Source organism: Marinobacterium lacunae (assembly GCF_000705555.1).
Taxonomy (GTDB): Bacteria; Pseudomonadota; Gammaproteobacteria; order Pseudomonadales; family Balneatricaceae; genus Marinobacterium_D; species Marinobacterium_D lacunae.
Genome location: NZ_JMQN01000040.1, coordinates 317,390 through 342,391, shown reverse-complemented (window position 1 = coordinate 342,391; position 25,002 = coordinate 317,390). Strand labels below are relative to the sequence as shown.

The window sequence follows — 25,002 nt, the reverse complement described above, 5'->3', positions numbered from 1 at the left end:
GTGGTGGTCTCGATGTCCGAAGCGCCTTAGCGCCCTCTGTATCGCGGACGTCGTTTCTCAATGAATGCCTGGATCCCCTCGTTTCGGTCCTCTGTCGCGGCCAGCAGCGTGAACGCCTTGCGCTCATAGGCGAGGCCTGCTGCAAGGTGGGTCTCCTGCGAGCGCAGCAGTACATCCTTGGCCTGACGCACCGCCTGTGGCGCTTGGGCTGCAATGGATGCAGCAACCTGATGGGCGCGCTCGAGCGTCAGTTCAGGCTCGGTGAGTTCGCTGACCAGACCTGCGTCATAGGCGCGCTGGGCGCTGATCGGCTCACCTGTGAGCACCATTTGAGAGGCGAGGGACTTGCCCACGGCACGGATAAGGCGTTGAGTACCGCCCGCACCGGGGATGATGCCGAGTTTGATCTCGGGCTGGCCAAAGCGGGCATCGCGACTGGCGATAACAATATCGGCGTGCATCACCAGCTCGCAGCCGCCCCCGAGGGCGAAGCCGTTGACAGCGGCAACAATTGGTTTGGGGAAGGCTGAAATGCGGGCCCAGTGCAGCGGACGCGGATCGTTCATGACACCGACCATATCCAGATCGGCCATCTCGCGGATGTCAGCACCGGCAGCGAAAGCACGGCTATCGCCGGTGATGACGACAGCACCGATCAATGTATCGCTTGCAGCGTGATCAAGCGTATCGGCCAGCTCGCTAAGCAGAGCAGTATTGAGGGCGTTGAGCGATTCCGGACGGTGCAGTTGGATGGTCAGCACGCCGTCGGAAGACGCGTCGGTCAGTAGATGATTCAGCATAGTCTTCACTGTTTTTGTAGTTATTGACGTCATCTGTCTTGTCACGGACCGCTCTCGTGGGATCGGTCTCATTGTTGAGCGAAGCTTAGCTTAGAAAAGTGATACATGAAAAGTTATTTTAGTAATTTAATTGTGTCTTATTAGTTGTTTTGTGATGTTATTCTGAGTTGTTTTCATAGTGTCTGCAGATTGTTTATAACATCAATCAATAAGCTTGTTGTTCGCTATATGTAAGTTATAAAAGGAGTTTTTTATCTGTTTTTAGAGTAGGGAGGCCGCGACAGACCGTGCACGGTTTGCACTTGGTCTTTCATGATACCTATTAATAATTTGACACTAAAAAAGTGTGTTACTAGTATCGATTCCGACAACAAATACAACAAAGGTCGCCCAGCTGAGCCCGGATGAGTCTGTCCACGCCCGGTGGCGGCGTGCCGGTATCACTGGAGAATGGTTCTATGTCCAAGGCCCTGGCCTTTTTTGAAACCCACCTGTCGACGCTCAAACAGGCAGTGGATGCCGGGCGCAGTCGCGCCTTTTGGTCTCCCTATTCCGAGATTCCAAGCGGACGCATCTATGGTGAAACGGCCAACGCTGATGGTCGGGCGGCATTCGATGCGTATCTAGGTAACCGCTTCGCGCTGGAAACCGAGACAAGTGGTGATCAGCTGGGTGAGGAGTTATCGCCCTATGGGATGGCGCTGGGGATTCGCTATGACCGCCCCGATATCGAAGCGCTGATTGCGCGCATGCAAGGCGCGTTGAAAGGCTGGCGCGATGCCGGGGCTGATGCGCGCACCGGAGTCTGTCTGGAGATACTCCACCGTCTTAATAAGCGCAGCTTCGAGCTTGCCTATGCCACCATGCATACCACTGGGCAGGGTTTTGCCATGGCGTTTCAAGCTGGTGGCCCGCATGCACAAGACAGGGGGCTGGAAGCGGTCTCCATGGCCTGGCAGGCGATGAAGAATGCTGCACCTGCGGTGGCGCAGTGGGTGAAGCCTCAGGGCAAGAATCCCGCACTGGCGATGGAGAAGCATTACACCGTCGTACCTCAGGGGATTTCATTGGTAATCGCCTGTGCCACCTTCCCGACCTGGAATACCTATCCGGGTCTGTTCGCGAGTTTGGTTACTGGCAACCCGGTAATCGTCAAGCCGCATCCGGGATCGGTGCTGCCTGTGGCGATCAGTGTTCAGGTCGCGCAGCAGGTGCTGAGTGAGGCGGGATTTGATCCCTGTCTGGTTTCGATGGTGCCGGACAGCGCATCGGATCCTGTCGCCCAGGTGCTGGCACAGCATCCGGCGATTAAACTGATCGACTTCACCGGTTCGTCCGAGTTTGGCAATTGGCTGGAGCGCAACTGTCCACAGGCGCAGGTGTTCACCGAAAAGGCGGGCGTCAATACGCTGATCATCGACAGTATTGCCAACCTGAAAGCGGTGGTGCGCAATCTCGCGTTCTCACTCAGCCTGTACTCTGGCCAAATGTGCACCACACCCCAGAATATTTTCATTCCTCGTGACGGTATCGATACCGACGAAGGACACCTGAGTTTCGATCAGGTGGCGCAACGGCTGGCTGACGGCGTCAGCGGATTCCTGGCCAAACCCGAGGTGGCGGTCAATGTGCTGGGCGCCCTGCAGAATCCTGCGACCGTTGATCGAATCGATCAATGTCGGGCATTGGGCCGCGTTGTGCTGGATAGCGTGAGCGGCGAACATCCAGAGTTCCCCGATGCGCGGATGAGAACGCCCTTAATGCTGGCGGTGGATGCGGCTGATCGCGACAGCTACGCACAAGAGCGTTTTGGTCCGATCAGTTTCCTGATCGCCACCGACAGCACTGAGCAGAGTATGGCGCTGGCCCGTGAGGTGATTGGGCAGAGAGGGGCTATTACGCTGGGTGTCTATTCTACCTCTGAGACGGTACTGGAACAGGCGCACGAATTGGCGCTGGATGTGAAAGTGGCGCTGTCCTGTAATCTCAGTGGTGGCGTGTTTGTAAACCAGTCGGCCGCATTCAGTGATTTTCACGCCACCGGCGGCAATCCTGCCGCGAATGCCTGTCTCACCGACAGTTCGTTTGTGAGCCGCCGCTTTGTGGTGGTTCAAAACCGCCGCGATGTACCGCCCCCGGCAGAGGAGTAATGCTATGCCCGTATACCGTCTTGAAGGGGTGACACCGGTGGTGGATCCAACCGCCTATGTTCATCCGACTGCTGTTCTGATCGGCGATGTCATTATTGGTCCGCACTGTTATGTCGGGCCCAATGCCAGCCTGCGGGGCGACTTCGGCCGCCTGATCCTTAAAGAGGGCGCCAACCTGCAGGATAACTGTGTCATGCACGGCTTTCCCGACACCGATACCGTGGTGGAGGTGGATGGACACATAGGGCATGGCGCCATTCTGCATGGCTGTCGCGTGGAGCGAAATGCGATGGTGGGTATGAACGCCGTAGTGATGGATGGTGCGGTGATCGGCGAGGAGTCGATTGTCGCCGCCAATGCCTTCGTCAAGGCGGGTTTTGAGTGTCCTCCTCGCTCACTGATGGTTGGCTCGCCCGCCAAGGTGCTTCGCACCCTCAGCGACGACGAGGTGAAGTGGAAATCCGAGGGTACCCATGAGTATCAGGTGCTGACGCGCCGCTGCCTGGCGTCGATCGAGCTCTGCGAGCCGCTTACGGAGGTAGAGGCGGACAGGCCGCGGGTGTCTGCCAGCGAGGTAAAGCCCAAGTATCGCAGTTAATCTAGCAAGGAGGGTGGCGTGCTTTGCGGCCGCCGCCATCCTGTTACTGATGGCTAACCCTATGTCTGGAAACGAAAAAGGCAGATCGCCAAATGGCTGATCTGCCTTTCTCAAATTTGGTAGCGGGGGCTGGATTTGAACCAACGACCTTCGGGTTATGAGCCCGACGAGCTACCAGACTGCTCCACCCCGCATCAACGTGGTGCGAACTATACAGAGGTGCTATAGCCCTGTCAAATTAATTACTTGGAATAGTGGGTATTTCTTTTGCCGGCTAAAAATCGCTGATACCGGTGGTGGTCATGGTGTTGGGCTCCTGCCAGTGCAATTACCCGGATGGATTGTTAGTCTTGTGCCTCTTCTCCTGAAGCGGTTAACGGATTGAGGCGTGTTGAAGCAGCCAGATTATTACATCGGCCTTCCCCAGTGGAGTCACCCGGCGTGGCACGAAAGTCTGTTTGCCGGTCAGCAGGGCACGACAGAGCTGCGGGGGTATTCAGCCAGTTTTAACTCTGTTGAGGGCAACACAACCTTCTACGGGTTGCCATCAACCGATGCTGTGTCGCGCTGGAGGGGCGAAAGTGCCGACGACTTTCGTTTCAGTTTCAAGTTTCCCGGTGAGATCAGTCATAAAAGCGCGCTGTCATCGGTCGAAGCACCTCTGCTCGCTTTCCTGAACAGGCTTGCGCCGCTGGAGCACAAACTGGGCATGTTATGGCTGCAACTGCCCGCGACCTTCTCCCCCCGCGAGCTGGCTGTATTAGGGCGCTTTCTGGCGCTACTGCCTGCCGGGTTCAGCTATGCCGTTGAGGTGCGTCACCCAGATTTCTTCTCCGGCGGGGAGGCCGACCGTCGGTTGACCGAGTTGCTGGCCGCAACCGGCGTGAATCGGGTCAGTTTCGACACCCGTGCCCTGTTTCGTCATCCCGCGTCCGACCCGATCACGCAGGAGGCCTTCAAAGCAAAACCGAGACTGCCTCTGCGTCCTGTGGCAACTGCAGGAGCCCCGATGCTTCGGTTTATCTCGCCCCTGGATAGAGGGCTTGCCGAGCAGGAGTTGACGTACTGGGCCGACAGGGTGGTGAAGTGGATCGCGCAGGGGCGCAAGCCCTGGCTGTTTTTTCATACGCCGGACAATGCAGAAGCCCCGCTTCTGGCCAGGCGTTTTGTTGAACTGCTCGGAAGTGGGTATCGTGGCATGAAACCCTGGCCCGAACCCAGTCAGGTTCAGGCAGGGTTGTTCTAATGCGCGTCAGTGCAGGGCGTTGGGCTGTGCCAGGGTGAAGGCGGGGATTGGTGCGATGAAGCGGTCTTCATCTTCAGTCTGCATTTCGTAGTGACCCTGCATGCTGCCCACTTCGGTGGCCAGCACTGTACCGCTGGTATAGCTGAAGCTCTGATCCGGCTCGATTACGGGCTGTTCGCCAACGACGCCTTCGCCTTTGACCTCCTGTACCTGCTCATTGCCGTCGGTAATAACCCAGCGGCGGCTTACCAGTTTGACCGGCTCCGGGTTATGGTTGGTGACAGTGATCTGGTATGAGAACACGAAACGATGCGCCTCCGGATCCGATTGCTCGGGCAGGTAGGAGGTCAGTACATCGATCTGTATGTTGCGGCCGTACTCAAAGGGGTCCATCGTGGTTCAATTTTCCTCTTGCTGCCTGATAACGATAGCATCGCTGATCTTGATAAAGTCTTCCAGCGGAAGGCGCTCAGGTCGTAGCTGCGGATCTATGCCCAATGTTTCCAATGTGGTGGCATCGATCATGGGTTTCAAGTTGTTACGCAGAGTTTTTCTACGCTGGCTGAAAGCGGTACGGACCACTTCCTGCAATACTTTTACATCGCGAGCCACCAGCGGAAGCGTTTCATAGGGCGTCAGGCGCACGATGGCTGAGTCCACTTTGGGTGCCGGCTGGAACGCGCCGGGCGGCACCATGAAGAGTTTTTCCACACGGCAGAAATACTGCGCCATGATGCCGAGACGGCCGTAGTGATTATCTCCGGGACCGGCTGCAAGGCGGTCGACGACCTCGTTCTGCAACATGAAGTGCATGTCACTGATCAATCCAGAGAAACTCAGCAGGTGGAAGATGAGCGGTGTGGATATGTTGTACGGCAGGTTGCCGACAATGCGCAGTGGCTGATCATCCTGCTTGAGCGAACTGAAGTCGAACTTCAGCGCGTCGGCCTCGTGAATGCGGAAGTTGTCTTCATAGCGAAAGAATTTGGTACGCAAAACGGGTATCAGGTCGCGGTCGAGCTCAACGGCATCGAGTGCGCCTGCTTCCTCGAGTAACTCTTCTGTCAGTGCGCCAAGCCCGGGGCCTATCTCGACCAGGTGCTGGCCTGGTTTGGGATTGATCTCGCGCAGTATGCGACGAATGATACCCAGGTCGTGCAGGAAGTTCTGGCCAAAGCGCTTACGCGCCTTGTGCATAATCGGTTTCTTGCTCATGAGTTAGCGTTGCCGTGCTCTTTGCTCTGTACCATGCTGCTAGCATAGTCGATGGCTGTGTGCAGGGAGCCAGAATCGGCCCGACCGGTGCCGGCCAGATCCAGCGCGGTACCGTGATCGACGGATGTGCGGATGATCGGCATCCCCAGCGTGATGTTGACGGCGCGGCCGAAACCCTTGTACTTCAGTACCGGCAACCCTTGGTCGTGGTACATCGCCAGGACGGCATCCGCTCCGATGAGGTTGTGTTCTGTGAACAAGGTGTCGGCCGGGAGAGGGCCGATCAGGTCGACGCCTGTTTTGCGCATCTCATCCAGAACCGGGGTAATGGTATCGATCTCTTCACGGCCAAGATAGCCGCCTTCACCCGCATGGGGGTTGAGCCCGCACACCAGAACTTTCGGGTTGGGGGCGTTGAAATAGGTCTTGAGGTCGCGGATCAATACGGTGAGTACCTGACGCAGCAAGGGCGCGGTAATCGCCTTGGGTACGTCGGCCAGCGGAAGGTGTGTGGTCGCCAGTGCGACGCGCAGCCCCTCGGTAGCCAGCATCATCACCACTTTTTCACTGGAGGTCAGATCCTCGAGGAACTCGGTATGGCCACTGAAAGCGATGCCGGCTTGATTGATAACGCCTTTGTGCACGGGTGCGGTAACCACTGCATCGAAGCGACCGCTCAGGCAGCCGTTAGCCGCCAATTCAAGCGTTTTGAGCACGTAGCTGGCGTTGCGCGGATCGAGTACGCCGGGTTCTGCCTCGGCGGCTAGTTCAACCGGAACAACGAACAGTTCACCGGCAGCGGTGGGCTGCGCAGGTGCGCTGTCGTCAAACGCGTGCAACACCAGCGGCAGGCTCAACGTTTTGGCGCGCTCGCGCAGCAGCTCAGGGTCGGCGATGACGATAAGCTGCTGTGGATGGCCCTGTTGGGCTATCTGAATACAGAGGTCCGGCCCAATTCCGGCTGGCTCTCCGGCTGTGATGGCAAGGCGTAGCGTTCGGCTCACGGTTACTTCAGATCCTTGCGCTCGATGTAGGCCTCGGAGCGAATTTCGCGTAGCCAGTTGTCGAACTCTTCGTTGTATTTACGTTTGCGGATCGCGTTGCGGGCCGCCGATTCACGCATCTCGTCGGAGAAGTCCTGTGTACGACGATCCTCTACCTTGAGAATGTGCCAGCCAAATCGGGACTCGAATGGGGCGCTGATCTGACCGATCTCTGTTGCATTCATGGCCTGTTCGAACTCGGGCACCATCTGGCCGGGCTGCGTCCAGCCAAGCTCGCCACCCTGTGAGCCGCTGGCCGCGTCGTCGCTGTACTGACGCGCAAGCTCGTCGAATGGCTGACCTTCCTGCAGACGTCGATAGAGGTCTTCAGCCAGCTGCCGTGCCTGGGTTGAATTTCGAATCTCGTTCGGCGTGATCAGGATATGGCTGACTTTCGTTTGCTCGATCAATGTCTGCTGGTCACCGCGCTTGTCGCGGACCATCAGGATGTGGAAGCCTGCCGGCGTGCGAATGGGTCTGCTGTACTGGCCCGGGTGAAGAGAGCGTATCGCCGAGGCGAGATCGGATGGCAGCTCCTTTTCCGCGCGCCAACCGAGATCGCCACCGTTCAGGGCATTGGATGCATCGGAGTTGGCGACGGCCAGCTCCGGAAAATCCGCACCGTCATTCAGTTTCTGGTAGATGGCGTCGGCTTCAGCTTCGGCACGCTGGATGATCTCGGGCGTTGCGCTCTGGGGAACGGCGATCAGGATGTTGGCTAGCTGATAGTCGACATTGCTTGAGGCCTGGTCACTTGCCAGATAGTTGTCGATCTCTTGCTGGGAAACGCTGATGCGGCGGTTCACGTTGGCTTGTTGTACCCGTGCCAGCAGCATCTCCTGACGGATCTGCTCACGGGCTTGTGCGTAGTCACGGCCCTCGGCAATGAGTGCCTCGCGGAACTGGGCCAGTGTCAGGTTGTTCTTGTCGGCGATGTTTTGCAGCGCGGCGTTGAGTTCCTGATCGCTGACACGAATCCCCTGGCGTTCTGCGATCTGCAGTTGGATGCGGTCCATGATCAGCTTTTCGAGAACCTGGTTTTTCAGTACGTTATCTGACGGTGCCTGGTTGCCCTGAGACTTGATCTGTTCATGTACTAGCTGTGTTCTGTTGTTCAGCTCGCTTTCCAGCACGATGTCGTCGTTGACCACGGCAGCGACACGGTCGATCAGCTCGGCTGCCTGTACCTGTTGGAGGCAGAGCAGGGCTGCAAAAAGCGGTAGTTTAAGTCCTATTACACGCTTAAAAAGTCTCATGGGCATTCTCATCCTCGCCGGTGATATCTTCCAGGAATCCGCGTCCGCCATCCTGGCCGAACGAGCCAAGGCCGCGTAGAACGAACTGCAGGAAGATACCGGAATCGGTGTCGCTTTCATTTGAATTGTCTGTGTCGGTAACCCACTGGCGGCCGGTCAGGCGCAGTTTCCAGCAGCAGCTGACGTATTCGACACCCAATAGGGTTTCGAGGTTCTCGTTACGCAGCAGATCTTCCTGCCAGCGGCCGATAACGTTCCAGGTCGGTGACATGGGCCAGCGGAAGGCAAAGTCGGTCTGGCGTACCTCGTCGCTCGGATCGTCGAATCGCCCTCCGGAGTTGTCGCGGTAACTCAGGTAGATCAGTCGCATGTCATCCGGTTGATAGGTCAGGCGGTAGTTCTGCTGAACGAGAGCGAAATCCTCTTCGTCGAGTTCGCTGTCGTGCCTGAGCGAGAGAGCGGGCGAGATGTTCCAGTTAGCCAGCAGGGCAATGTTGGAGCGATCTTCAGTCCCTTCCACGTCCCCGGGGCGTAAACCGGTGGAGGAATCCCTGTCGCTGAAGTAATAGGCCTGAGCCAGTGCAATTCGGGCTTGCTCGATACCAGTGGCCGAGTAGAACCCGCTGCTTAGGCCTAACGTAGCCTGATCGGTTCCTGCCACGTTATCGTTGCCGCTGTAGCCGGTTTCATTGAACAGGTTGTAATAGCTGAATGACAGACGCGAGGAATCGAAATCCGGAAGAGTGGACTGGTCTTCCTTTGCGGCACTGATCAGTTTCAACCGGGGCTCGAGTGTCTGGGTCAGCGCGTTGGAATACTCCCGCTCGAACTTCAAGCCGCTGTCAAGGCTCAAAATCGGGACGCTGAGGTTCGGGTTGCTGTCCCAGCCAGCGGGTTGGTCGTTCAAGTTGTACTGTGAATACCAGTAGGTGGCGCGTGGTTCCAGATAGGACCAGGGGCGCTCCCAGCGATAGCTGGCCGATGGGCGCAGGTGTATGCGACTGCCAGTGATGCGCTCACGTCCGGTCAGATCATCATTGTTGCGATCGAATGCAGTAAAGTCGGCGGTGTAATCGAGCGCTGCATGCTGGTCCAGAGCCAGTTCTCGACCTTTGAGCAGCAACTGGGGCACGCGTTCGTAGGGTTCGGTACCATCATCGGTTGTCTGGTACTGATGAACGCGTCCGATGAATTGCCAGGTATCGGCCTGATATCGCATTTCACCGAGCTGGTCCAGGTCATCTTCGTTGGCAATCTCGAGGTTGGTGGTGTCCAGATCGTCGAGATAGTCGTCGTCACTGATACGTCGGTAATCGATACGGCTGAACCAGCGCTCTGCCGGGTTGCCGGTGTGGTCAATACCCAGGGCCCATCGATCACTGCCGTACTTGTCGTCATCGGGCATGTATGCGGTGCTCAACGCATTCATCGACCAACGATTCATGTAGCGGAATTCGTTCTCAAGGATCACACCGCGCTCGGAAACATATCGAGGCGTGAACGTATCGTCGTAGTTCGGTGCCAGATTGAAATAATAGGGCGTTGCGATATCCAGACCATCGCTGTCCGAATAGCTGATCTTCGGATACAGGAAGCCCGTGCGGCGGTTATCGTTGATCGGAAAATAGAAGTACGGCAGGTACAGCACGGGAACATTGCCCACTTCGAAGGTGGCGTGGCGTGCCTCGCCATACCCCTCGTCGGTATGAATCTCCAGTGACTCCGCGCCGATCGCCCAGGCGTTATTGCCTGGCTCACAGAAGGTAATGCGGCCGTCGATCATCTGCACACGGGTGTCGCCGAAACGCTCTATACGTTTGGCTTCTCCGCGCATGTGTTCCTGATGCATCACGTATTCGGCATCGCTGAAACTGGCGTTGCCCTGATTGAGGTCGGCCTCTGCCCTGTCAGCGAGCAACAGCAGGCCCTGCTCACGATAGCTGACATTGCCCTTGAGGCTGGCGGTACGTGACTCTGGGTCGTATTCAGCTTCATCACTGCTCAACAGGCGCCCGCCCTGGCGCATGTTTATGCCGCCTTCGAGCTGGGTTATCCCGCCGAGTACAGTGGATGAGCGCAATGCTTCCAGAAAAATGGTTTGTTGTTCCTGCAGCGACATCGCACGATTCAGATCCATATCCGGCTCACGGTACTCGCCAGGGCAGGTACCGCCATAGCCCTCTTCACCGGGTGAATAGGTATACCAGTCGAGGTTGGCGTACGTCTGGGGAACTGCTCGAACTGCAACCTGGCCGGGTCTTGCTGCCACGCCATAGGCGGCGTTTTGTTGGCATTTCCACTGGCCTTCCAGCGCGCTGCACTCCCACTGATTATTGCTGGCGAGGTCGGCACTTGTTGGTGCCTGCTTCGTAGCCTCAGAGGCTGTGGCGGACGCTGTATTCGTGCTTTGACGAACGGGGCGTACAGGATTGATCGGCGCGGCAACGGCTGCCGGGGCGGTTTCTACTGTAGCCGTTTGAGTATCGGTTGGGGCCTGTTGCGGTGCTTGATGCGCTTCAACTGCCGATTCAGGCCGAGTGGTGGGCAGGGGCAGGTCCGCAGAAGTCGGCTGAGCGCTTTGTTGCATCAGCTCTTCGTTGACTTCGCAGTCCCATTCTCCGGCGCTGTTGAGATTGCAGTTCCACAGGCGTTGCTCGTTTTCGGCCATTGCCTGAGAGGCGCTGATTACTGCTGCGATGGCAAGCATCAGCTTGAAAGAGTGGGCTCTGTTAAAGGGCATCAAGTCGCTTTCCGTTTGCGCGATTCAGGCGGCCAGTTTCTCGCCACCCTCGAAGTCGAGTACCATATCGAGCTGTGCATGATACAGCTGTTACGTGCGCTAATGCCAGACCTCATGAGGCTTGGCACGGGCATGCTGCATCGAGCTGAATACCGGTAATCAACACGCCGCGAGTCGCGGTGGGGAAGAGGGTGGCAATATTTATGGGTGAGCGTCTGCAGCAGTTGCAGGGCTGGGTCGTTGAGCAGGCAGCCGAGCAGAAGTTGTCGTTGCTAGACGAACCGTTACAGCCGGTTTCAGGCGATGCCAGTTTCCGGCGTTACTTTCGGGCTCGTGGAGATTTGCAAAACTGGATCGCAGTAGATGCACCGCCCGATAAGGAAAACAGCCAGCCCTTTGTCGACATCGCGCGGCATTGGCATGCAGAGGGTGTGCGGGTGCCGGCACTGGTGGCACTGGATCTCGATCTTGGATTCATGCTGCTTGAGGATTTTGGCGATCAGCTGTTGTTGCCCGCCCTGTCAGTCGAGACGGCCGATGCCTTGTACGGACAAGCGTTTTCCGCGTTGGAGGCTATTCAATCGATCGAGGCGGCGGCGTTGCCTGATTACGATGAAGCGCTTCTGCGCCGCGAAATGGACCTTTTCGACGAGTGGTTTGTCGGACAGTTGTTGCAGCTTGATCTTACCGAGACTGATGTGAATACGCTCGAGGCGGCCAAAAAGGTGTTGGTCGCCAGTGCAGAGAGTCAGCCTCAGGTCAGCGTCCACCGCGACTACCACTCCCGCAATCTGATGCTGATTGAAGAAGGGGATGGTCTGGGCATTATCGATTTTCAGGATGCTGTGAGAGGGCCTGTAACCTACGATCTGGTGTCGCTGTTGAGGGATAGCTATGTGCGCTGGCCGGATGAGCGCGTATCCGGGTGGGTCGAGGGTTACCGTCAGCGTCTTAAGGGGAAAGAGGTGCCGGTTGTTGATGAGGTATCTTTCCTGAAACAGTTCGATTTTATGGGTATGCAGCGTCAGTTGAAGGTGTTGGGTATCTTTTCACGCCTGTATCTCAGAGATGGCAAGTCCGGCTATTTGAACGATATTCCGCGCACACTGGGATACCTATACCGCGCGGCCGCCCGCTACCCAGAAAGCGCGGAGCTTTACCGTTTGCTTGATGAGAAGGTGGTACCGGCACTTGCTGCACACACGTTGTTCGATGCTCAGGCGTTGACACGGGAGCTTGGCTGAGCAATGCGAGCGATGATTCTGGCGGCGGGGCTTGGCACCCGTATGCGACCTTTAACGCTCAGTCGACCCAAGCCGCTTCTAAAAGCAGGCGAAAAGCCCCTGATCGAGTATCAGATCGAGCGTCTGGCGCGGATCGGTGTCGAGCGCATCGTTATCAATCATGCCTGGCTGGGGGAACAGATTGAGAAGGAGTTGGGGACTGGCGAGCGCTTTGGTGTTTCTCTGCAGTATTCCGCCGAGCAGGATCCGCTTGAAACGGCCGGCGGTATTCGTACGGCGCTGCCCTTACTGGCTGACGGGGAAGAGGACTGCTTTCTGGTGGTCAACGGTGATGTTTATACCGAGCTTTCCGATGAGCAGCTGGTGGCGTTGCGGCTGACTACCCGGCAGCAGGCTCATCTTGTGCTGGTGGATAATCCTGTCTGGCATCCGCAGGGAGATTTTTATCTCGCCGGAGATGGAAGCGTTCACGCTGAGGGGGAGCCTCGTTACACCTTTGCCGGCATCAGTCTGTTACGCGCGTCTCTATTTACCGGGCTTAATCCTGAAGAGCCAGCCCCGCTCGCGCCGTTGCTGCGAGAGGCCATGGCCAGAGGTGCTGTCTGCGGCACTCATGTCGATGCGTATTGGGACGATATCGGAACCCCCGAGCGCCTGGCTGCGCTCGATCAACGTTTAACAGGAGAGATTTAGTTATGGCAGGAGCCGAATCATTCGGACAGCTGCTTTACCGTCATCGCACAGGGCTTGCGATAGGCGCGCTTATCGGATTATTCAGCGGCGGTTTTTTCGGTCTGCTGATGGGGGGCGCACTGGGATTCTGGCTCGACAGGGCGTTGCGAAAAGGGGTGTCTCAATATAACCCTCAGCAGCTATTTTTCCGCGCAACCTTCACGGTCATGGGGAAGGTGGCAAAGGCCGATGGCCGGGTGTCTGAGACAGAGATCAGTTTTGCGCGTGAGGTAATGGCGCGTATGAACCTCTCCGAGGAGAAAAGACGCGAAGCGATCGAGTGCTTCTCTGAGGGCAAGCGCGCCGAGTTTGATATCGCCAGTGTCCTGTTACCACTGGGCGCGTTATTGCGCCACCGCAGTGCCGTTAAGCTGATGTTTGTCGAGATTCAGCTTCAGGCGGCCATGGCTGATGGTGAGGTGAGTGCATCCGAACAGGTGCTGTTGTCCGAAATTTGCCGCCTGCTGCAGTTTACGCCTCAAGAAGCTCAGGCTTTGTTGAGTCGCATTCGTGCCGAGCAGGCATTCAGAGAGCAATCTTACCGCGCGCATCAGAATCCTGAGCAGTTTTCCGGCGCGTCACTTGAGCAGGCCTACGGTGTGCTTGGGGTGGAGTCGAGCGCAACTGATGCGGAGGTCAAAAAGGCCTGGCGTAAACTGATGAGTCAGCACCATCCGGACAAGCTGGTTTCCAAGGGCCTGCCGGAGGAGATGATTCAATTGGCCAAGGAGCAGACCCAAGAGATTCAGGCCGCTTACGACCTGATTCGAAAATCCAGGGGCATGCGCTGATCAGTTGGCAGGCATTCCCGGCTTTACCTGTTTAGGGCTGTCGGGCACTGCATACCGCTCTTTTCGGCGCTGTTCTTCCATCGGCTTGACAATCTGGCTCTTGATCAGCCCTCTAATGGTTTGGCTCAGCCAGGGCATCTCTTTCTGCCAGCCGCTGAAGGGGGGCGCTATTCTTGACTGGCGGTAGTATTCCATCTTTGCCCTCTGTGATTGGGCTTTTCGCACTTGGGCATCGGAGGCCGCCTGTGGATAGCCCGGCAGGGGAGTATGGTAGAGATCAAGTACGCGCGTTGAGGTCAGCTTGCCCCATTGTTCTTCCAACGTTGGTGCGTCGGTCTGTGTGTCCGGAATCGCGTCAAGGATAATAAGGCTGGCACCAAGCTCTGGGTGTTCGGCAATAAAAGACGCACTCCATCCTGCAGAGCGGCCAAACGCCAGAAAGATTCTCGGTTTGTCCTCTTCATTCGGAAGTTGCTCCAATGCTAGTGCGACCCGTTCGTTGAAACGCTCGCCAAAGCTCGGCTCAGGGCTTTGCTCTTCAGTGCTGGTTTCTGGTGTTTCGCTATCGCTGGGGGCAGCTGCAGAGGCGGCGCTGAAGCTTTTCATCACCGGAAGGGTGCGCTCCGGAATGGACGGCGCCGAGATGCGTGGTGGCTCAAGGGCTAGTGTCAGCCAGCCGTGCTGTGCAAGATTGAACAGCAGTGCCTCCACCTGCTGGGGCCAAGCAGGGCCCATGCCGGGGTCCGGCAGCAGCAATACCCACCCCGCTGTTGCGGCGGTATCGGCTTCCTGGCGCAACGCGTGGAATCGCTGATCGCCGACCTCCATGGTTAATACACTGGTATCGCTTCGAAGTTGCTCACCGAGCTGTTCGTCGAGAGGGGTGTTACCCGCTTCGCTTCGCTCCACGTTGTACAGTGAGCCGGAGGCAGCGGACGCCGGGCTATCGCCGGTCTCGTCTGCTGCCAGAGCCTGGCCTGTCAGCGATGAGAGCAGTATGAGAAGCAGTGCAGTCGGTAAGGGTAAGTAGCTCATGCACGGATTATCGGTGTCACGGGGCTTTGCGGCAAGAGTTTGTATCGAGCACCTCGCCGAGGCTGAATCTGTCGGCATGCTTTTGTACAATGGCGTCTTCGATTCTCAACCCTTGCGGTATTTTGTGCGATGACCGACTACAAGATAGCTCCCTCCATCCTCTCAGCCGATTTCGCCCGCTTGGGTGAAGAGGTCGACGCTGTATTAGCAGCCGGTGCCGATATTGTTCACTTCGATGTTATGGATAACCACTATGTCCCCAATCTGACCATTGGTCCGATGGTGTGCAAGGCGCTGCGTAACTACGGCATCAAGGCCCCCATTGATGTGCATCTGATGGTGAAGCCGGTGGATCGCATGATTGGCGATTTTATCGACGCGGGCGCGACATTCATCACCTTCCATCCAGAAGCGTCAGAACATATCGATCGCTCGTTACAGATGATCCGTGACGGTGGCTGCAAGGCGGGTCTGGTGTTCAATCCCGCTACACCGCTGCACTACCTCGATTACGTGATGGATAAACTGGACATGATCTTGCTGATGTCGGTAAACCCGGGCTTCGGTGGTCAGAAGTTTATCCCTGCTACACTCGATAAGTTGAAGCAGGTACGCCAGCGCATCGATGAAAGCGGTTATGCGGTACGCCTTGAAGTCGATGGCGGAGTGGGTATCGGAAATATTCGCGAGATTGCGCAAGCCGGAGCTGATACCTTTGTCGCCGGCTCGGCAATATTCAACACCGACGACTACCGCGCCACGATCGATAAGATGCGCGCAGAGCTTGCCAAGGTGGAGCGGTGATCTGTGGTACTCAGCCTGCGCTGGTGATGTTTGACCTTGATGGCACGCTGGTCGACAGCGTACCGGATCTGGCACGCGCGGTCGATTTGATGCTGGAGGGGATAGGTCGAGCACCTGCAGGGGAAGATAAGGTGCGTCGCTGGGTTGGCAACGGTGCCGACATGCTGGTGCGGCGCGCACTGGCTGGTGGTTTTGAGGTCGATTCCGATCCGCTCGGTGGTGAGTTGTTTCCGATTGCGCGGGAGCTCTTTCTCGCGGCCTATGCCCAGGCCAACGGTCGCAACAGCCACATCTATCCCGGTGTTGAGGCACTGCTGGAGCATTATCAGGCTCAAGGGGTTCCGATGGCCGTTGTAACCAATAAGCCTGGCAGCTTCACGACCGAATTGCTGGATCAGCTCCAGTTAGCACGTTATTTCCCCGTTGTTGTGGCGGGTGATTCGCTAGATCAGAGGAAGCCGCATCCCGCGCCCTTGCTTCATGCATGCAGCGCCTTGGGTGTAGAGCCCGATCGGGCGCTGATGATCGGTGACTCCAAAGTCGATGTCGAAGCGGCTCGTGCGGCGGGTTGCCCGGTTGTATGTGTCAGCTATGGCTACAACCACGGCGAGGCGATTCAAGACGCCGGGGCTGATCGTGTCGTCGACTCACTGCGAGAGTTGTTACCGCTCAACACCCAGTAGTTCACGCGCGCGATGCGTGATGGCCTGAACGCCGGGGTGGCGGATCTGCCGCTCCAGCGAAATCGCATAATAGCGCTCTCTGATCCCCTCCAATCGACCGATCAGCTCGACGCCGTGCTGACGTTGCAGCTCTTCCTCAAGCACGGAAGGGCCGCAGAACAGGCCGATACCGGCCTGGCCAAACGTATCGATCAGGGCGCTGTCCACACATTCAACCTGGATCAGTGGAGATATCTGGCGGGCGCGAAGCCACTTCATGATGTTGGCACCGGCCACGGTGTCGTCTGTTGGCAGCAGTAAAGGCGCCCCATCGAGCCCCTCGGGGAAACGATTGCGATAGCGGGCCGCCAGCGCGGGGCTGGCGAACATGCTGATGCCTGTTTCACCGAGCAGATGATTGTACGCCCGCACATGGGTGCCCGCGTCGATGGGACGGTCGGCCAGTATCAGGTCAACACGGTTGGAGATCAGCTCCCCCAGCAATGATTCCATCGAGCCTTCGCGGCACTCCAGCCGCAATGGCTCGTCAAGTTCTAATGCCGGAGCCAGCAGGCGGTAGGCGATGCTCTTTGGCACCACATCGGCGATGCCCACAGCGCAGGTCAGACGTGCGGTATCGGCGTGATGCAATTGCAGCTGCATCGCTTCACCGAGACTGAAAATCTCCTCGGCGTATTCCAGTGCCTGTCGGCCCGCGTCTGTGAGTTCCAGGCGGCGGCCTCGACGTTCGAACAGCTCGATCTCCAGCATCTCCTCCAGTGTTTTCAGCTGGCCGGAGATGGTCTGCGGTGTCAGATTCAGGCGGTCGCTGGCGCGGGCAATGCTGCCTTCCTGTGCAACGACCATGAAGTAACGCAGGTGGCGGAAGTTTAGGTTGTGAATTTTCATTCGATAAAATCGAAGCTTTGCGTTATTAAATTCGAGTTTTATATAGTCTTCAAATCACTATACTGGATCTTGCTCATGCAGTCTCTCCCCGAGACTGGATTGTTCTGTTCTCGGTATGTGAACGGACATCGGCTTTATCACACACAGTTTTACCCCGCTTCGGCGGGGTTTTTTTATGTGCAGGATGTACGGTACTCCGTGGACGCAGGGATGCGCAGGAGCGGGGTAGGTGGATGTACAGTACCCCGCGGGCGTATTGCGGTCAGAAACTGAAAAGGCAGCCCCTCGGGCGCTGCCTTTTCGATGTGAGCTTGCCGGTGCGGGCTTACATCTGCGACTGCAGGTAGTTTTTCAGTCCGATCTTGTCGATCAGGCCGAGCTGCTTTTCCAGCCAGTACGCGTGGTCTTCTTCAGTATCTTCGAGTTGCTGGCGGAGCATTTCGCGGGTTTGATAGTCCTGCTCGTCCTCGCATAGTTTGATGACGTCTTTCAGGTTCTGTGCAACGGAGTATTCGGTGTTGAGGTCGTTGCGCAGCATCTCCGGTACGTCCTTGCCCACATGAATCGTGTCCCGGGTAACCAGGTCGGGAGTGCCTTCCAGAAACAGGATGCGGGAGATAATCGCCTTGGCGTGTCCTTTCTCGTCGTCGAACTCGTGAGAGATGCGCTCATAAAGCTTGCTCAACCCCCAGTCGTCGTACATCTCGGAGTGGACAAAATACTGATCCATTGCGGCCAGTTCGCCGGCCAGCAGCTTGTTCAGTGCATCGATGACGCGTTGTTTACCCTGCATTGCCTTACTCCTTTTCAATCGCCGACTGCAGATAGTTCTCGATTCCTGTTTCGTTGATCAGGTATTGCTGTGCTTCAATCCAGTCAACGTGCTCCTCTTCGCTTTCGAGGATTTCGACCAGCAGATGCCGGCTGACATAGTCGCCGGCCGCTTCGCACTCGGCGATAACTTCCCGCAACAGCGCGATCTGGTCCATCTCGAAGTCCAGGTCGCATTGCAGCATCTCGGCGGTATGCTCCCCAATACGCAAGCGCTCCAGCTGCTGAAGATTCGGAAGGCCCTCCAGGAAAAGGATGCGCTCGATCAGCTCATCCGCCTGCTTCATGTCGAGAATCGATTTCTTGTAAGCCTTGTGATTCAGTCCCTCCAGGCCCCAGTTCTTGAACATTCTGGCGTGCAGAAAAAACTGGTTGATGGAGGTCAGTTCGTAGGTCAACACCTTGTTGAGGCGGCGCACAAGTGACTTATCGCCTTGCATTGGTAGCTCCTAAATTGTCGTGGCGCATAGGTTCCATGAGACTGGGCGGGGCAGCCTCAGCCTGTGAGTATAGCGCAAAAGATGAGACTGTCGGTCGCCCTGTGGCGATTGGAGCGGGTAGGGGGATTAAGCGGGAATAGCCAAAGCTTCGGCTTGGGAGGTGAGCTCGCGTTTGAGAATCTGTCGGGCGGTGCAGGTGCACTTGCCACACTCGCTGCCAACGCAAAGCGCACGGTTAAGATCGCGTACGTTACGGGCACCTTCGTCGATCGCTTGTTGAATCTGGCGTTCGGTGATGTTGTTACAGATGCATACGTACATGACTCCCTCCGTTTGGATGGGTAATTAAATACTGTTGGTAATGATAATGTTTCGCATTACCTTTTTGCAACATCTTTCGTTAATTTTTGGTTGTTGCGGTGCGATAGCGGTCCAGAGTAGGGGAGGCTGTGCCAATAAGGGCGCACATTCGAGAGTAGAGCAAGCACTGTGCCATCAGTCAGTGACTAAAAGCGCCTTTAAATCAACATGATAAAGCCGCTGGGCGACGTTAGGGTGTCGGGTGTTTGTGCGGATGTGAACAGAGGGGAGGAGATCGGACAGGCTTAAGCCTGTCCGATCGATACAGCTTAGTTGCAGAGTGCGTCCAGTTTCTGCTTCAGAATTCCGGTGACCGCACCGGGGTTGGCCTTGCCGCCGGTGGCTTTCATCACCTGCCCCATGAAGAAGCCAAGCATCTTGCCGCGTTTTTCGGGTTCGGCCGCCTTGTACTGCTCGACCTGCTTGTCGGCGTTGGCGATGACCTCGTCGACGATCTTCTCGATAGCGCCGGTGTCGGTCACCTGCTTGAGCCCTTCAGTCTCAATGATGTCGTCGGCACTGCCGCCCTTGCTCCACATCAGCTCGAACACCTTCTTGGCGATATTGCCGGAGATGGTGTTGTCCTTGATACGCACCAGCAGTCCGCCAAGCTGCTCAGCCGAGATCGGGCTGTCTTTGATATCGGTGTCGCTCTGGTTCAGGTATTTGGCCAACTCGCCCATGACCCAGTTGGCGGCGAGTTTCGCATCGCCGCAGGCTTTGACCGCTTGCTCGTAGTAATCGGCCTGAGCGCGATAGCTGGAGAGAACGCCTGCATCATACTCCGAGAGCCCGAACTCTTCGATAAAGCGTGCGCGACGTGCATCCGGCAGTTCGGGCAGTGTTGCACGAATAGCGTCGATGTAGCTGTCATCGATCACCACCGGCAGCAGGTCGGGGCAGGGGAAGTAACGGTAGTCGTTGGCATCCTCTTTCGAACGCATGCTGCGGGTTTCGTTCTTGTCCGGATCGTACAGTCGGGTCTCCTGCACCACTTTGCCGCCATCTTCGATCAGATCGATCTGGCGTGCCACTTCGGTATCGATGGCGCGTTCGATAAAGCGGAAGGAGTTGATGTTCTTAAGCTCTGTGCGGGTGCCAAGCGTTTCCTGTCCCTTGGGACGTATGGATACGTTACAGTCGCAGCGCATGGAGCCTTCGGCCATGTTGCCGTCGCAGATGCCCAGCGTTGTAACGATTGCGTGGATCTTGCGTGCGTAGGCGGCTGCTTCCTTGGAGGAGCGCATGTCCGGTTCGGATACGATCTCAACCAGTGGCGTGCCGGCGCGGTTCAGGTCAATGCCGGACATGCCGTGGAAGTCTTCATGTAGTGACTTGCCGGCATCCTCTTCAAGATGGGCGTGATGCAGCCGTACACGACGTTTTACACCATCGTCGGTTTCGATATCCACATAGCCTGCACCCACAATCGGTTCGGCTAGCTGTGTGGTCTGGTAACCCTTGGGCAGGTCGGGGTAGAAGTAGTTCTTGCGCTCGAATACCGAGCGCTTGCCAATCTCGGCATTCACTGCGAGGCCGAACATGACCGCCATGCGCAAGGCGTTCTCGTTGAACACCGGCAAGGTGCCGGGCAGGGCAAGGTCGACTGCACAAGCCTGAGTATTCGGCTCGGCACCGAATGCAGTGCTGGCACCGGAGAAAATCTTGGTCGTAGTGGAGAGCTGGACGTGAATCTCCAGCCCGATAACAACTTCCCATTCCATCGTTCTAAACCTCTCAGATTCCGGCCGGTGCCTGTTTGTGCCAGTCAGTCGCCTGCTGGAACTGATGCGCAACGTTCAACAGCTTCGCCTCGGCAAAATAGTTGCCGATGATCTGCAAGCCGACCGGAAGACCGTTAACCTGACCGCAGGGTACGGACATACCCGGCAATCCTGCCAGGTTCAGCGACAGGGTGAAGATGTCTTCCATATACATGCTAACCGGATCGTTATTCTTTTCACCGATGCGGAAAGCCGGGTGCGGCGTGGTTGGGCCCATGATGACGTCGACCTCTTCCAGAACGCGGATGAAATCCTGCTGGATCAGGCGGCGGATCTGCTGTGCTTTGTTGTAGTACGCGTCATAGTAACCGGCGCACAACGCGTAGGTGCCCACCATGATGCGGCGTTTTACCTCGGCACCGAAGCCTTCGCCCCGAGTGCGCTTGTACATGTCCTCAAGATCCTGCGGATTCTCGCAACGGTAGCCATAGCGAACGCCGTCGAAACGCGACAGGTTGGAAGAGGCTTCGGCCGGCGCGATGATGTAGTAAGCCGGAATCGACAGCTCGGTTCTTGGCAGGCTCACCTCTTTTACCGTGGCGCCAAGCTTTTCAAATTCGGCAACGGCGGCTTTGACGCGCTCGGCGATCTGCGGGTCCAGCGCTTCGCTGAAGTACTCCTTGGGCAGGCCGATCTTCAGCCCGGCGAGGGATTCGTTCAGCGTTGCGGTGTAATCCGGCACCTCGCGATTGAGGCAGGTTGAATCCATCGGATCAAAACCGGCCATCACGTTCAGCATTATCGCGCAATCTTCCGCGGTATGGGCCATCGGCCCGCCCTGATCGAGGGATGAGGCGTAGGCGATCATGCCGTAGCGGGATACGCGGCCATAGGTGGGTTTCAGACCGGTGATGCCGCACAGTGCGGCCGGCTGACGAATCGAGCCGCCAGTATCCGAGCCGGTTGCGGCTGGTGTCAGGCGGGCGGCTACCGCAGCGCCAGAACCACCGGATGAGCCGCCGGGTACGCAATCGGTGTTCCACGGGTTGCGCGCGGCCCCGTAGAAGCTGGATTCGTTGGAGGAGCCCATGGCGAACTCATCCATGTTGGTTTTGCCCAGCATGACCGCGCCGGCCTGCTTGAATTTGGCGACAACGGTGGCGTCGTAGGGGGAGGCGAAGTTGTCCAGCATCTTTGAGCCGCAGCTTGTGCGAACGCCCTGGGTGCAGAACAGGTCCTTGTGTGCAATCGGCAGGCCGGTGAAAGCGCCTGCAGTTCCAGCGGCGATGGCTGCATCGGCCGCTCTGGCCTGCTCCAGTGCCTGCTCTTCGGTAACGGTAATGAAACTGTTGTAGCGGTTATCTTCGTTCTTGATCCGCTCCAGGTACGCTTGGGTCAGCTCGACGCTGCTGAATTCCCCCTTGCGCAGACCTTCAGCCAGCTCGGCCAGTGTCTTGTCAAACATCTGTAAGCATTCCTTGAAATAGGGCGAGAGTTACTCGATCACTTTCGGGACCAGGAACAGCCCCTCTTCGACAGCCGGGGAAACCGATTGCAGCGCCGCACGTTGGTTGACTTCGCTGACCACGTCTTCACGTAGACGCAGTACGGCGTCGAGCGGATTGGCCAGCGGCTCAACGCCGGAGGTATCCGTCTGCTGCATCTGGTCGATCAGGTTAAGGATGCTGGAGAGATTTTCGGTGTAGGACGGGATATCGCTTTCGTCTATCTGGAGACGTGCCAGATGGGCGATACGTTCCACGTCGGATCGGTCCAGAGACATAAGTCCGCTTCTCGCTGTTAGCTTATTCAGGAAAGAGTTAGAAGCGGGCTAAGTTACCATATTTGTTCCTTGCCCAAAATCCCCGCCGTTGTTAGAGTTATCGCCTTTCAGGACTTGTGGCCAGTAAAGTCGCCCAGCTAAGTTTTCAGCGGCGGCGGCCCGACGGCAAACCTCAGGGTATCCACTTCTCATGTTCAAGAAAATCCGCGGCCTTTTCTCCAGCGACCTGTCGATCGACCTGGGTACTGCTAATACCCTCATTTATGTGCGTGACCGGGACATAGTGCTCAACGAGCCCTCGGTAGTCGCGATACGCGTCAATGGCAACCAGAAATCGGTAGCGGCAGTCGGTACCGATGCAAAACGCATGCTGGGCCGTACGCCCGGTAACATCACAGCGATTCGACCGATGAAAGACGGCGTCATCGCTGATTTCCATGTCACCGAAAAGATGCTGCAGTACTTCATCAGCAAGGTACATGACAACTCTTTCCTGACCCCGAGCCCGCGTGTGCTGGTGTGTGTGCCCTGCAAATCCACGCAGGTAGAGCGTCGCGCCATCAAGGAATCGGCGATCGGTGCTGGTGCTCGCGAGGTGTATTTGATCGAGGAGCCTATGGCGGCCGCGATCGGCGCCGGTATGCCGGTGGATGAAGCAAGCGGTTCCATGGTGGTGGATATCGGTGGCGGTACCACTGAGATCGCGGTTATTTCATTGAACGGAATCGTCTATGCGGAGTCTGTACGTGTCGGTGGTGACCGTTTCGATGAAGCGATCGTCACCTACGTGCGTCGCAACTATGGCAGTTTGATCGGCGAGGCGACAGCTGAGCGGATCAAGCAGGAGATCGGTACAGCCTATCCCGGTACAGAGGTTTTCGAGATCGATGTGCGCGGTCGCAATCTGGCTGAAGGGATTCCGCGCAGCTTCACCCTGAACAGCAACGAAATTCTGGAGGCGCTGCAGGAGCCGCTGTCCTCTATCGTGCAGGCGGTCAAAAGTGCGCTTGAGCAGTGTCCGCCGGAGCTGGCAGCCGATATTGCCGAACACGGCATTGTGCTGACCGGCGGTGGTGCGCTGCTGCGTAATATCGATCGTTTGATCAGCGAAGAGACCGGCCTGCCTGTGATCGTCGCCGAAGATCCGCTGACCTGTGTTGCTCGTGGTGGTGGCAAGGCGCTGGAGATGCTCGATAAGCACGCATTCGAGCTGCTGACCTACGAATAAGATTTTGACCTGTTTCCAATCGCCAATGCTGTTGATGCACTGGTGAAAAAGAAACCGGAGGTCTGCTATTAAAACCATATTTCGAGGGGGGGCACCGCGTGCCCTCTTCGTCGTTCTGATATTGATGGCACTGCTTTTGATCATCTCTGACCTGAACTGGTCGAAGATGAAAGAGGGGCGTGCTTACCTGTCCCTGTTGACTACACCCGTCCAGTGGTTGGTCGATCTGCCTGCCCGTGCCGCCGATAACCTGTCCGGCGTTGTTGTAAGCCGTGCCACACTGCTGAGCGATAACGAGCGGCTTCGCTCCGAGGCGTTGATGCTTGAGCGCAAGGTGCAGCAGAACGCGGCGCTTATCGCCGAGAATATCCGCCTTCGGGAGTTGCTCGGTGCTGGAAAACGCGTAACGGAGCCGGTCAAGCTGGCTGAGTTGATCGGTGTAAACCCCGATCCGTTCCAGCACGAGGTGATCATAAACCGCGGTTTCGAGGATGGTGTCTACGAAGGCCAGCCGGTGCTGGACGCCGGTGGTATCATGGGGCAGGTCATTACGCTGTCGCACTATACCGCCCGCGTAATGCTGGTCACCGACGCCCGTGCGGCGCTTCCGGTCGAGATCAATCGCAACGGTTTTCGCGCAATTGCTCTGGGCAAGGGGGATCTGGATGAGCTGGAGCTTGAACATGTAGCCGATACAGCCGATGTGCGTGTCGGGGACCTGCTGGTCACCTCCGGGCTGGCTGGGCGATTCCCTCGGGGCTACCCGGTGGCAGAAGTGACGGATGTGATACGCGATCCAGGCAGGCAGTTCGTGCAGGTCAAGGCGAAGCCCTCCGCTCGCTTGGACAAGAGCCGTCATCTGCTGCTCGTACAGCACGAACAGGTCAATGTGACGCTCCCTTCGGAGGCGCCTGATGAATGAAGAGCGCGCCGGCGGCGGGCTGATCATTCTTGGGACGTTCATCATCGGTCTGGTACTCAGCCAGATTCCGATGCCGGACTTCATGACATGGGCGCGACCTGAATGGGTTCTTCTGGTCCTGATCTATTGGGTCATGGCACTGCCCTACCGCATCGGCATAGGAAGTGCATTCGTTGTCGGGCTGGCCATGGATCTGGTGCGTGGCAGTGTGCTTGGGCTCAACGCGCTGTCGATGACGATCATCGCCTTTCTGGTGTTGATGCTGTACAAACGGATGCGCATGTTCCCGTTGTGGCAGCAGTCCTCCCTGATTCTGGTGCTGGTGGGAATCAATCAGCTGCTGTTCCACTGGATGCAGGGCATTACCGGCACGACAAGCGATTCGCTACTGTTTCTACTACCAGCGGTGATCAGCGCTCTGGTCTGGCCCTGGTTGTTCCTGCTGTTAAGAGGTGTTCGGCGCCTGTTCCGAATACGCTGAGTCAAGGT

General features: G+C 57.2%; 25 protein-coding genes and 1 tRNA gene. 11 read left to right on the top strand and 15 right to left on the bottom strand.

Translation table 11 applies throughout. The annotated features are described in order from the left end of the window. Positions 1-26: 26 nt before the first annotated feature. Positions 27-800, bottom strand: a complete 774-nt coding sequence (gene paaF, locus ADIMK_RS14175; RefSeq protein ID WP_036189364.1) for a 2,3-dehydroadipyl-CoA hydratase PaaF — start codon at positions 798-800, stop codon at positions 27-29. Between the two features lie 404 nt (positions 801-1,204). Here paaF and paaN point away from each other — a divergent pair, with 404 nt between their 5' ends. Both paaN and paaY read left to right on the top strand, forming a co-directional pair. Continuing rightward, positions 1,205-2,950, top strand: a complete 1,746-nt coding sequence (gene paaN, locus ADIMK_RS14170) for a phenylacetic acid degradation protein PaaN (protein WP_368085837.1) — start codon at positions 1,205-1,207, stop codon at positions 2,948-2,950. Between the two features lie 4 nt (positions 2,951-2,954). Next, positions 2,955-3,548 (top strand): phenylacetic acid degradation protein PaaY, encoded by a 594-nt coding sequence (gene paaY, locus ADIMK_RS14165; protein ID WP_036189359.1) that lies wholly within the window; start codon positions 2,955-2,957, stop codon positions 3,546-3,548. A 117-nt stretch (positions 3,549-3,665) separates the two neighbouring features. Here the strand turns inward: paaY and ADIMK_RS14160 are convergent. Next, a tRNA-Met gene (locus ADIMK_RS14160) sits at positions 3,666-3,742 on the bottom strand. A gap of 194 nt (positions 3,743-3,936) precedes the next feature. Between ADIMK_RS14160 and ADIMK_RS14155 the strand changes: the two genes are divergently transcribed. Continuing rightward, positions 3,937-4,794: a DUF72 domain-containing protein gene (locus tag ADIMK_RS14155; protein ID WP_051692967.1), complete on the top strand. Its 858-nt coding sequence runs from the start codon at positions 3,937-3,939 to the stop codon at positions 4,792-4,794. A gap of 6 nt (positions 4,795-4,800) precedes the next feature. Here the strand turns inward: ADIMK_RS14155 and apaG are convergent, their stop codons facing one another. Genes apaG through ADIMK_RS14130 form a run of 5 tightly spaced genes read right to left on the bottom strand, consistent with a single transcriptional unit; the run spans position 4,801 to position 11,048 of the window. Further along, on the bottom strand, positions 4,801-5,187 hold the full coding sequence (gene apaG, locus ADIMK_RS14150) for a Co2+/Mg2+ efflux facilitator ApaG/CorD (RefSeq protein ID WP_036189356.1): 387 nt from the start codon (positions 5,185-5,187) through the stop codon (positions 4,801-4,803). 6 nt (positions 5,188-5,193) lie between these two features. Further along, positions 5,194-6,009 (bottom strand): 16S rRNA (adenine(1518)-N(6)/adenine(1519)-N(6))-dimethyltransferase RsmA, encoded by an 816-nt coding sequence (gene rsmA, locus ADIMK_RS14145; RefSeq protein WP_036189353.1) that lies wholly within the window; start codon positions 6,007-6,009, stop codon positions 5,194-5,196. After that, positions 6,006-7,013 carry a 4-hydroxythreonine-4-phosphate dehydrogenase PdxA gene (gene pdxA, locus ADIMK_RS14140; protein WP_036189350.1) on the bottom strand — a complete coding sequence of 336 codons (1,008 nt, stop codon included), beginning with the start codon at positions 7,011-7,013 and terminating at the stop codon, positions 6,006-6,008. The genes rsmA and pdxA overlap by 4 nt, the downstream gene beginning before the upstream one ends. A 2-nt stretch (positions 7,014-7,015) precedes the next feature. Next, on the bottom strand, positions 7,016-8,308 hold the full coding sequence (locus ADIMK_RS14135; RefSeq protein WP_156042922.1) for a peptidylprolyl isomerase: 1,293 nt from the start codon (positions 8,306-8,308) through the stop codon (positions 7,016-7,018). Then, positions 8,295-11,048: an LPS-assembly protein LptD gene (locus ADIMK_RS14130; protein ID WP_036189344.1), complete on the bottom strand. Its 2,754-nt coding sequence runs from the start codon at positions 11,046-11,048 to the stop codon at positions 8,295-8,297. The genes ADIMK_RS14135 and ADIMK_RS14130 overlap by 14 nt, the downstream gene beginning before the upstream one ends. Positions 11,049-11,251: 203 nt before the next feature. Here ADIMK_RS14130 and ADIMK_RS14125 point away from each other — a divergent pair, with 203 nt between their 5' ends. Genes ADIMK_RS14125 through djlA form a run of 3 tightly spaced genes read left to right on the top strand, consistent with a single transcriptional unit; the run spans position 11,252 to position 13,815 of the window. Then, on the top strand, positions 11,252-12,292 hold the full coding sequence (locus ADIMK_RS14125) for an aminoglycoside phosphotransferase family protein (protein WP_036189341.1): 1,041 nt from the start codon (positions 11,252-11,254) through the stop codon (positions 12,290-12,292). Between the two features lie 3 nt (positions 12,293-12,295). Continuing rightward, positions 12,296-12,985, top strand: a complete 690-nt coding sequence (murU, locus tag ADIMK_RS14120; protein ID WP_036189326.1) for an N-acetylmuramate alpha-1-phosphate uridylyltransferase MurU — start codon at positions 12,296-12,298, stop codon at positions 12,983-12,985. A gap of 2 nt (positions 12,986-12,987) precedes the next feature. Continuing rightward, positions 12,988-13,815 carry a co-chaperone DjlA gene (gene djlA, locus ADIMK_RS14115; RefSeq protein WP_036189323.1) on the top strand — a complete coding sequence of 276 codons (828 nt, stop codon included), beginning with the start codon at positions 12,988-12,990 and terminating at the stop codon, positions 13,813-13,815. On the opposite strand, the gene ADIMK_RS14110 is transcribed toward djlA, so the two are convergent. After that, complete coding sequence (locus ADIMK_RS14110; protein ID WP_036189321.1) at positions 13,816-14,850, bottom strand: DUF3530 family protein; 1,035 nt, start codon at positions 14,848-14,850, stop codon at positions 13,816-13,818. A gap of 129 nt (positions 14,851-14,979) precedes the next feature. On the opposite strand from ADIMK_RS14110, the gene rpe reads away from it, so the two are divergent. Further along, positions 14,980-15,654, top strand: a complete 675-nt coding sequence (gene rpe / locus ADIMK_RS14105; RefSeq protein WP_036189318.1) for a ribulose-phosphate 3-epimerase — start codon at positions 14,980-14,982, stop codon at positions 15,652-15,654. Next, positions 15,651-16,337: a phosphoglycolate phosphatase gene (locus ADIMK_RS14100; protein WP_036189315.1), complete on the top strand. Its 687-nt coding sequence runs from the start codon at positions 15,651-15,653 to the stop codon at positions 16,335-16,337. Before rpe ends, ADIMK_RS14100 begins: the two co-directional genes overlap by 4 nt. On the opposite strand, the gene nhaR is transcribed toward ADIMK_RS14100, so the two are convergent. From nhaR to gatC, 7 genes are all read right to left on the bottom strand, one after another. Continuing rightward, entirely contained in the window at positions 16,317-17,225 is a 909-nt protein-coding gene (gene nhaR, locus ADIMK_RS14095) for a transcriptional activator NhaR (protein WP_036189313.1), read from the bottom strand. The genes ADIMK_RS14100 and nhaR overlap by 21 nt on opposite strands. 325 nt (positions 17,226-17,550) lie before the next feature. Continuing rightward, positions 17,551-18,018 carry a bacterioferritin gene (bfr, locus tag ADIMK_RS14090; RefSeq protein WP_036189310.1) on the bottom strand — a complete coding sequence of 156 codons (468 nt, stop codon included), beginning with the start codon at positions 18,016-18,018 and terminating at the stop codon, positions 17,551-17,553. Between the two features lie 4 nt (positions 18,019-18,022). Then, the gene (bfr, locus tag ADIMK_RS14085; RefSeq protein WP_036189307.1) at positions 18,023-18,496 is read right to left on the bottom strand and encodes a bacterioferritin; all 474 of its coding nucleotides are present in this window, start codon (positions 18,494-18,496) and stop codon (positions 18,023-18,025) included. 126 nt (positions 18,497-18,622) lie between these two features. Beyond that, positions 18,623-18,817 (bottom strand): (2Fe-2S)-binding protein, encoded by a 195-nt coding sequence (locus ADIMK_RS14080; RefSeq protein ID WP_036189304.1) that lies wholly within the window; start codon positions 18,815-18,817, stop codon positions 18,623-18,625. A gap of 308 nt (positions 18,818-19,125) precedes the next feature. Next, the gene (gene gatB / locus ADIMK_RS14075) at positions 19,126-20,580 is read right to left on the bottom strand and encodes an Asp-tRNA(Asn)/Glu-tRNA(Gln) amidotransferase subunit GatB (RefSeq protein WP_036189302.1); all 1,455 of its coding nucleotides are present in this window, start codon (positions 20,578-20,580) and stop codon (positions 19,126-19,128) included. Positions 20,581-20,593: 13 nt separating this feature from the next. Continuing rightward, positions 20,594-22,045 (bottom strand): Asp-tRNA(Asn)/Glu-tRNA(Gln) amidotransferase subunit GatA, encoded by a 1,452-nt coding sequence (gene gatA / locus ADIMK_RS14070; RefSeq protein WP_036189299.1) that lies wholly within the window; start codon positions 22,043-22,045, stop codon positions 20,594-20,596. Positions 22,046-22,075: 30 nt separating this feature from the next. Continuing rightward, positions 22,076-22,363: an Asp-tRNA(Asn)/Glu-tRNA(Gln) amidotransferase subunit GatC gene (gatC, locus tag ADIMK_RS14065; protein ID WP_036189297.1), complete on the bottom strand. Its 288-nt coding sequence runs from the start codon at positions 22,361-22,363 to the stop codon at positions 22,076-22,078. Between the two features lie 190 nt (positions 22,364-22,553). Here gatC and ADIMK_RS14060 point away from each other — a divergent pair, with 190 nt between their 5' ends. The 3 genes from ADIMK_RS14060 (at position 22,554) to mreD (ending at position 24,994) form a co-directional block, all read left to right on the top strand. Continuing rightward, positions 22,554-23,591, top strand: coding sequence for a rod shape-determining protein (locus ADIMK_RS14060; protein WP_036189294.1), 1,038 nt, complete (start codon positions 22,554-22,556; stop codon positions 23,589-23,591). Between the two features lie 67 nt (positions 23,592-23,658). After that, positions 23,659-24,513, top strand: a complete 855-nt coding sequence (gene mreC / locus ADIMK_RS14055; protein WP_081849799.1) for a rod shape-determining protein MreC — start codon at positions 23,659-23,661, stop codon at positions 24,511-24,513. Beyond that, complete coding sequence (mreD, locus tag ADIMK_RS14050) at positions 24,506-24,994, top strand: rod shape-determining protein MreD (protein ID WP_036189288.1); 489 nt, start codon at positions 24,506-24,508, stop codon at positions 24,992-24,994. The genes mreC and mreD overlap by 8 nt, the downstream gene beginning before the upstream one ends. Positions 24,995-25,002 lie beyond the last annotated feature (8 nt).

What these genes read in the sequence shown, in the direction of transcription:
- bfr (WP_036189310.1), bottom strand. Translation starts at nt 18,018, where the DNA reads ATGCAGGGTAAACAACGCGTCATCGATGCACTGAACAAGCTGCTGGCC.
- ADIMK_RS14130 (WP_036189344.1), bottom strand. Translation starts at nt 11,048, where the DNA reads ATGCCCTTTAACAGAGCCCACTCTTTCAAGCTGATGCTTGCCATCGCA.
- ADIMK_RS14110 (WP_036189321.1), bottom strand. Translation starts at nt 14,850, where the DNA reads ATGAGCTACTTACCCTTACCGACTGCACTGCTTCTCATACTGCTCTCA.
- ADIMK_RS14125 (WP_036189341.1), top strand. Translation starts at nt 11,252, where the DNA reads ATGGGTGAGCGTCTGCAGCAGTTGCAGGGCTGGGTCGTTGAGCAGGCA.
- gatC (WP_036189297.1), bottom strand. Translation starts at nt 22,363, where the DNA reads ATGTCTCTGGACCGATCCGACGTGGAACGTATCGCCCATCTGGCACGT.
- gatA (WP_036189299.1), bottom strand. Translation starts at nt 22,045, where the DNA reads ATGTTTGACAAGACACTGGCCGAGCTGGCTGAAGGTCTGCGCAAGGGG.
- ADIMK_RS14080 (WP_036189304.1), bottom strand. Translation starts at nt 18,817, where the DNA reads ATGTACGTATGCATCTGTAACAACATCACCGAACGCCAGATTCAACAA.
- paaF (WP_036189364.1), bottom strand. Translation starts at nt 800, where the DNA reads ATGCTGAATCATCTACTGACCGACGCGTCTTCCGACGGCGTGCTGACC.
- paaN (WP_368085837.1), top strand. Translation starts at nt 1,205, where the DNA reads ATGAGTCTGTCCACGCCCGGTGGCGGCGTGCCGGTATCACTGGAGAAT.
- paaY (WP_036189359.1), top strand. Translation starts at nt 2,955, where the DNA reads ATGCCCGTATACCGTCTTGAAGGGGTGACACCGGTGGTGGATCCAACC.
- djlA (WP_036189323.1), top strand. Translation starts at nt 12,988, where the DNA reads ATGGCAGGAGCCGAATCATTCGGACAGCTGCTTTACCGTCATCGCACA.
- rpe (WP_036189318.1), top strand. Translation starts at nt 14,980, where the DNA reads ATGACCGACTACAAGATAGCTCCCTCCATCCTCTCAGCCGATTTCGCC.
- bfr (WP_036189307.1), bottom strand. Translation starts at nt 18,496, where the DNA reads ATGCAAGGCGATAAGTCACTTGTGCGCCGCCTCAACAAGGTGTTGACC.
- murU (WP_036189326.1), top strand. Translation starts at nt 12,296, where the DNA reads ATGCGAGCGATGATTCTGGCGGCGGGGCTTGGCACCCGTATGCGACCT.
- rsmA (WP_036189353.1), bottom strand. Translation starts at nt 6,009, where the DNA reads ATGAGCAAGAAACCGATTATGCACAAGGCGCGTAAGCGCTTTGGCCAG.
- ADIMK_RS14135 (WP_156042922.1), bottom strand. Translation starts at nt 8,308, where the DNA reads ATGAGACTTTTTAAGCGTGTAATAGGACTTAAACTACCGCTTTTTGCA.
- apaG (WP_036189356.1), bottom strand. Translation starts at nt 5,187, where the DNA reads ATGGACCCCTTTGAGTACGGCCGCAACATACAGATCGATGTACTGACC.
- nhaR (WP_036189313.1), bottom strand. Translation starts at nt 17,225, where the DNA reads ATGAAAATTCACAACCTAAACTTCCGCCACCTGCGTTACTTCATGGTC.
- ADIMK_RS14060 (WP_036189294.1), top strand. Translation starts at nt 22,554, where the DNA reads ATGTTCAAGAAAATCCGCGGCCTTTTCTCCAGCGACCTGTCGATCGAC.
- mreD (WP_036189288.1), top strand. Translation starts at nt 24,506, where the DNA reads ATGAATGAAGAGCGCGCCGGCGGCGGGCTGATCATTCTTGGGACGTTC.
- gatB (WP_036189302.1), bottom strand. Translation starts at nt 20,580, where the DNA reads ATGGAATGGGAAGTTGTTATCGGGCTGGAGATTCACGTCCAGCTCTCC.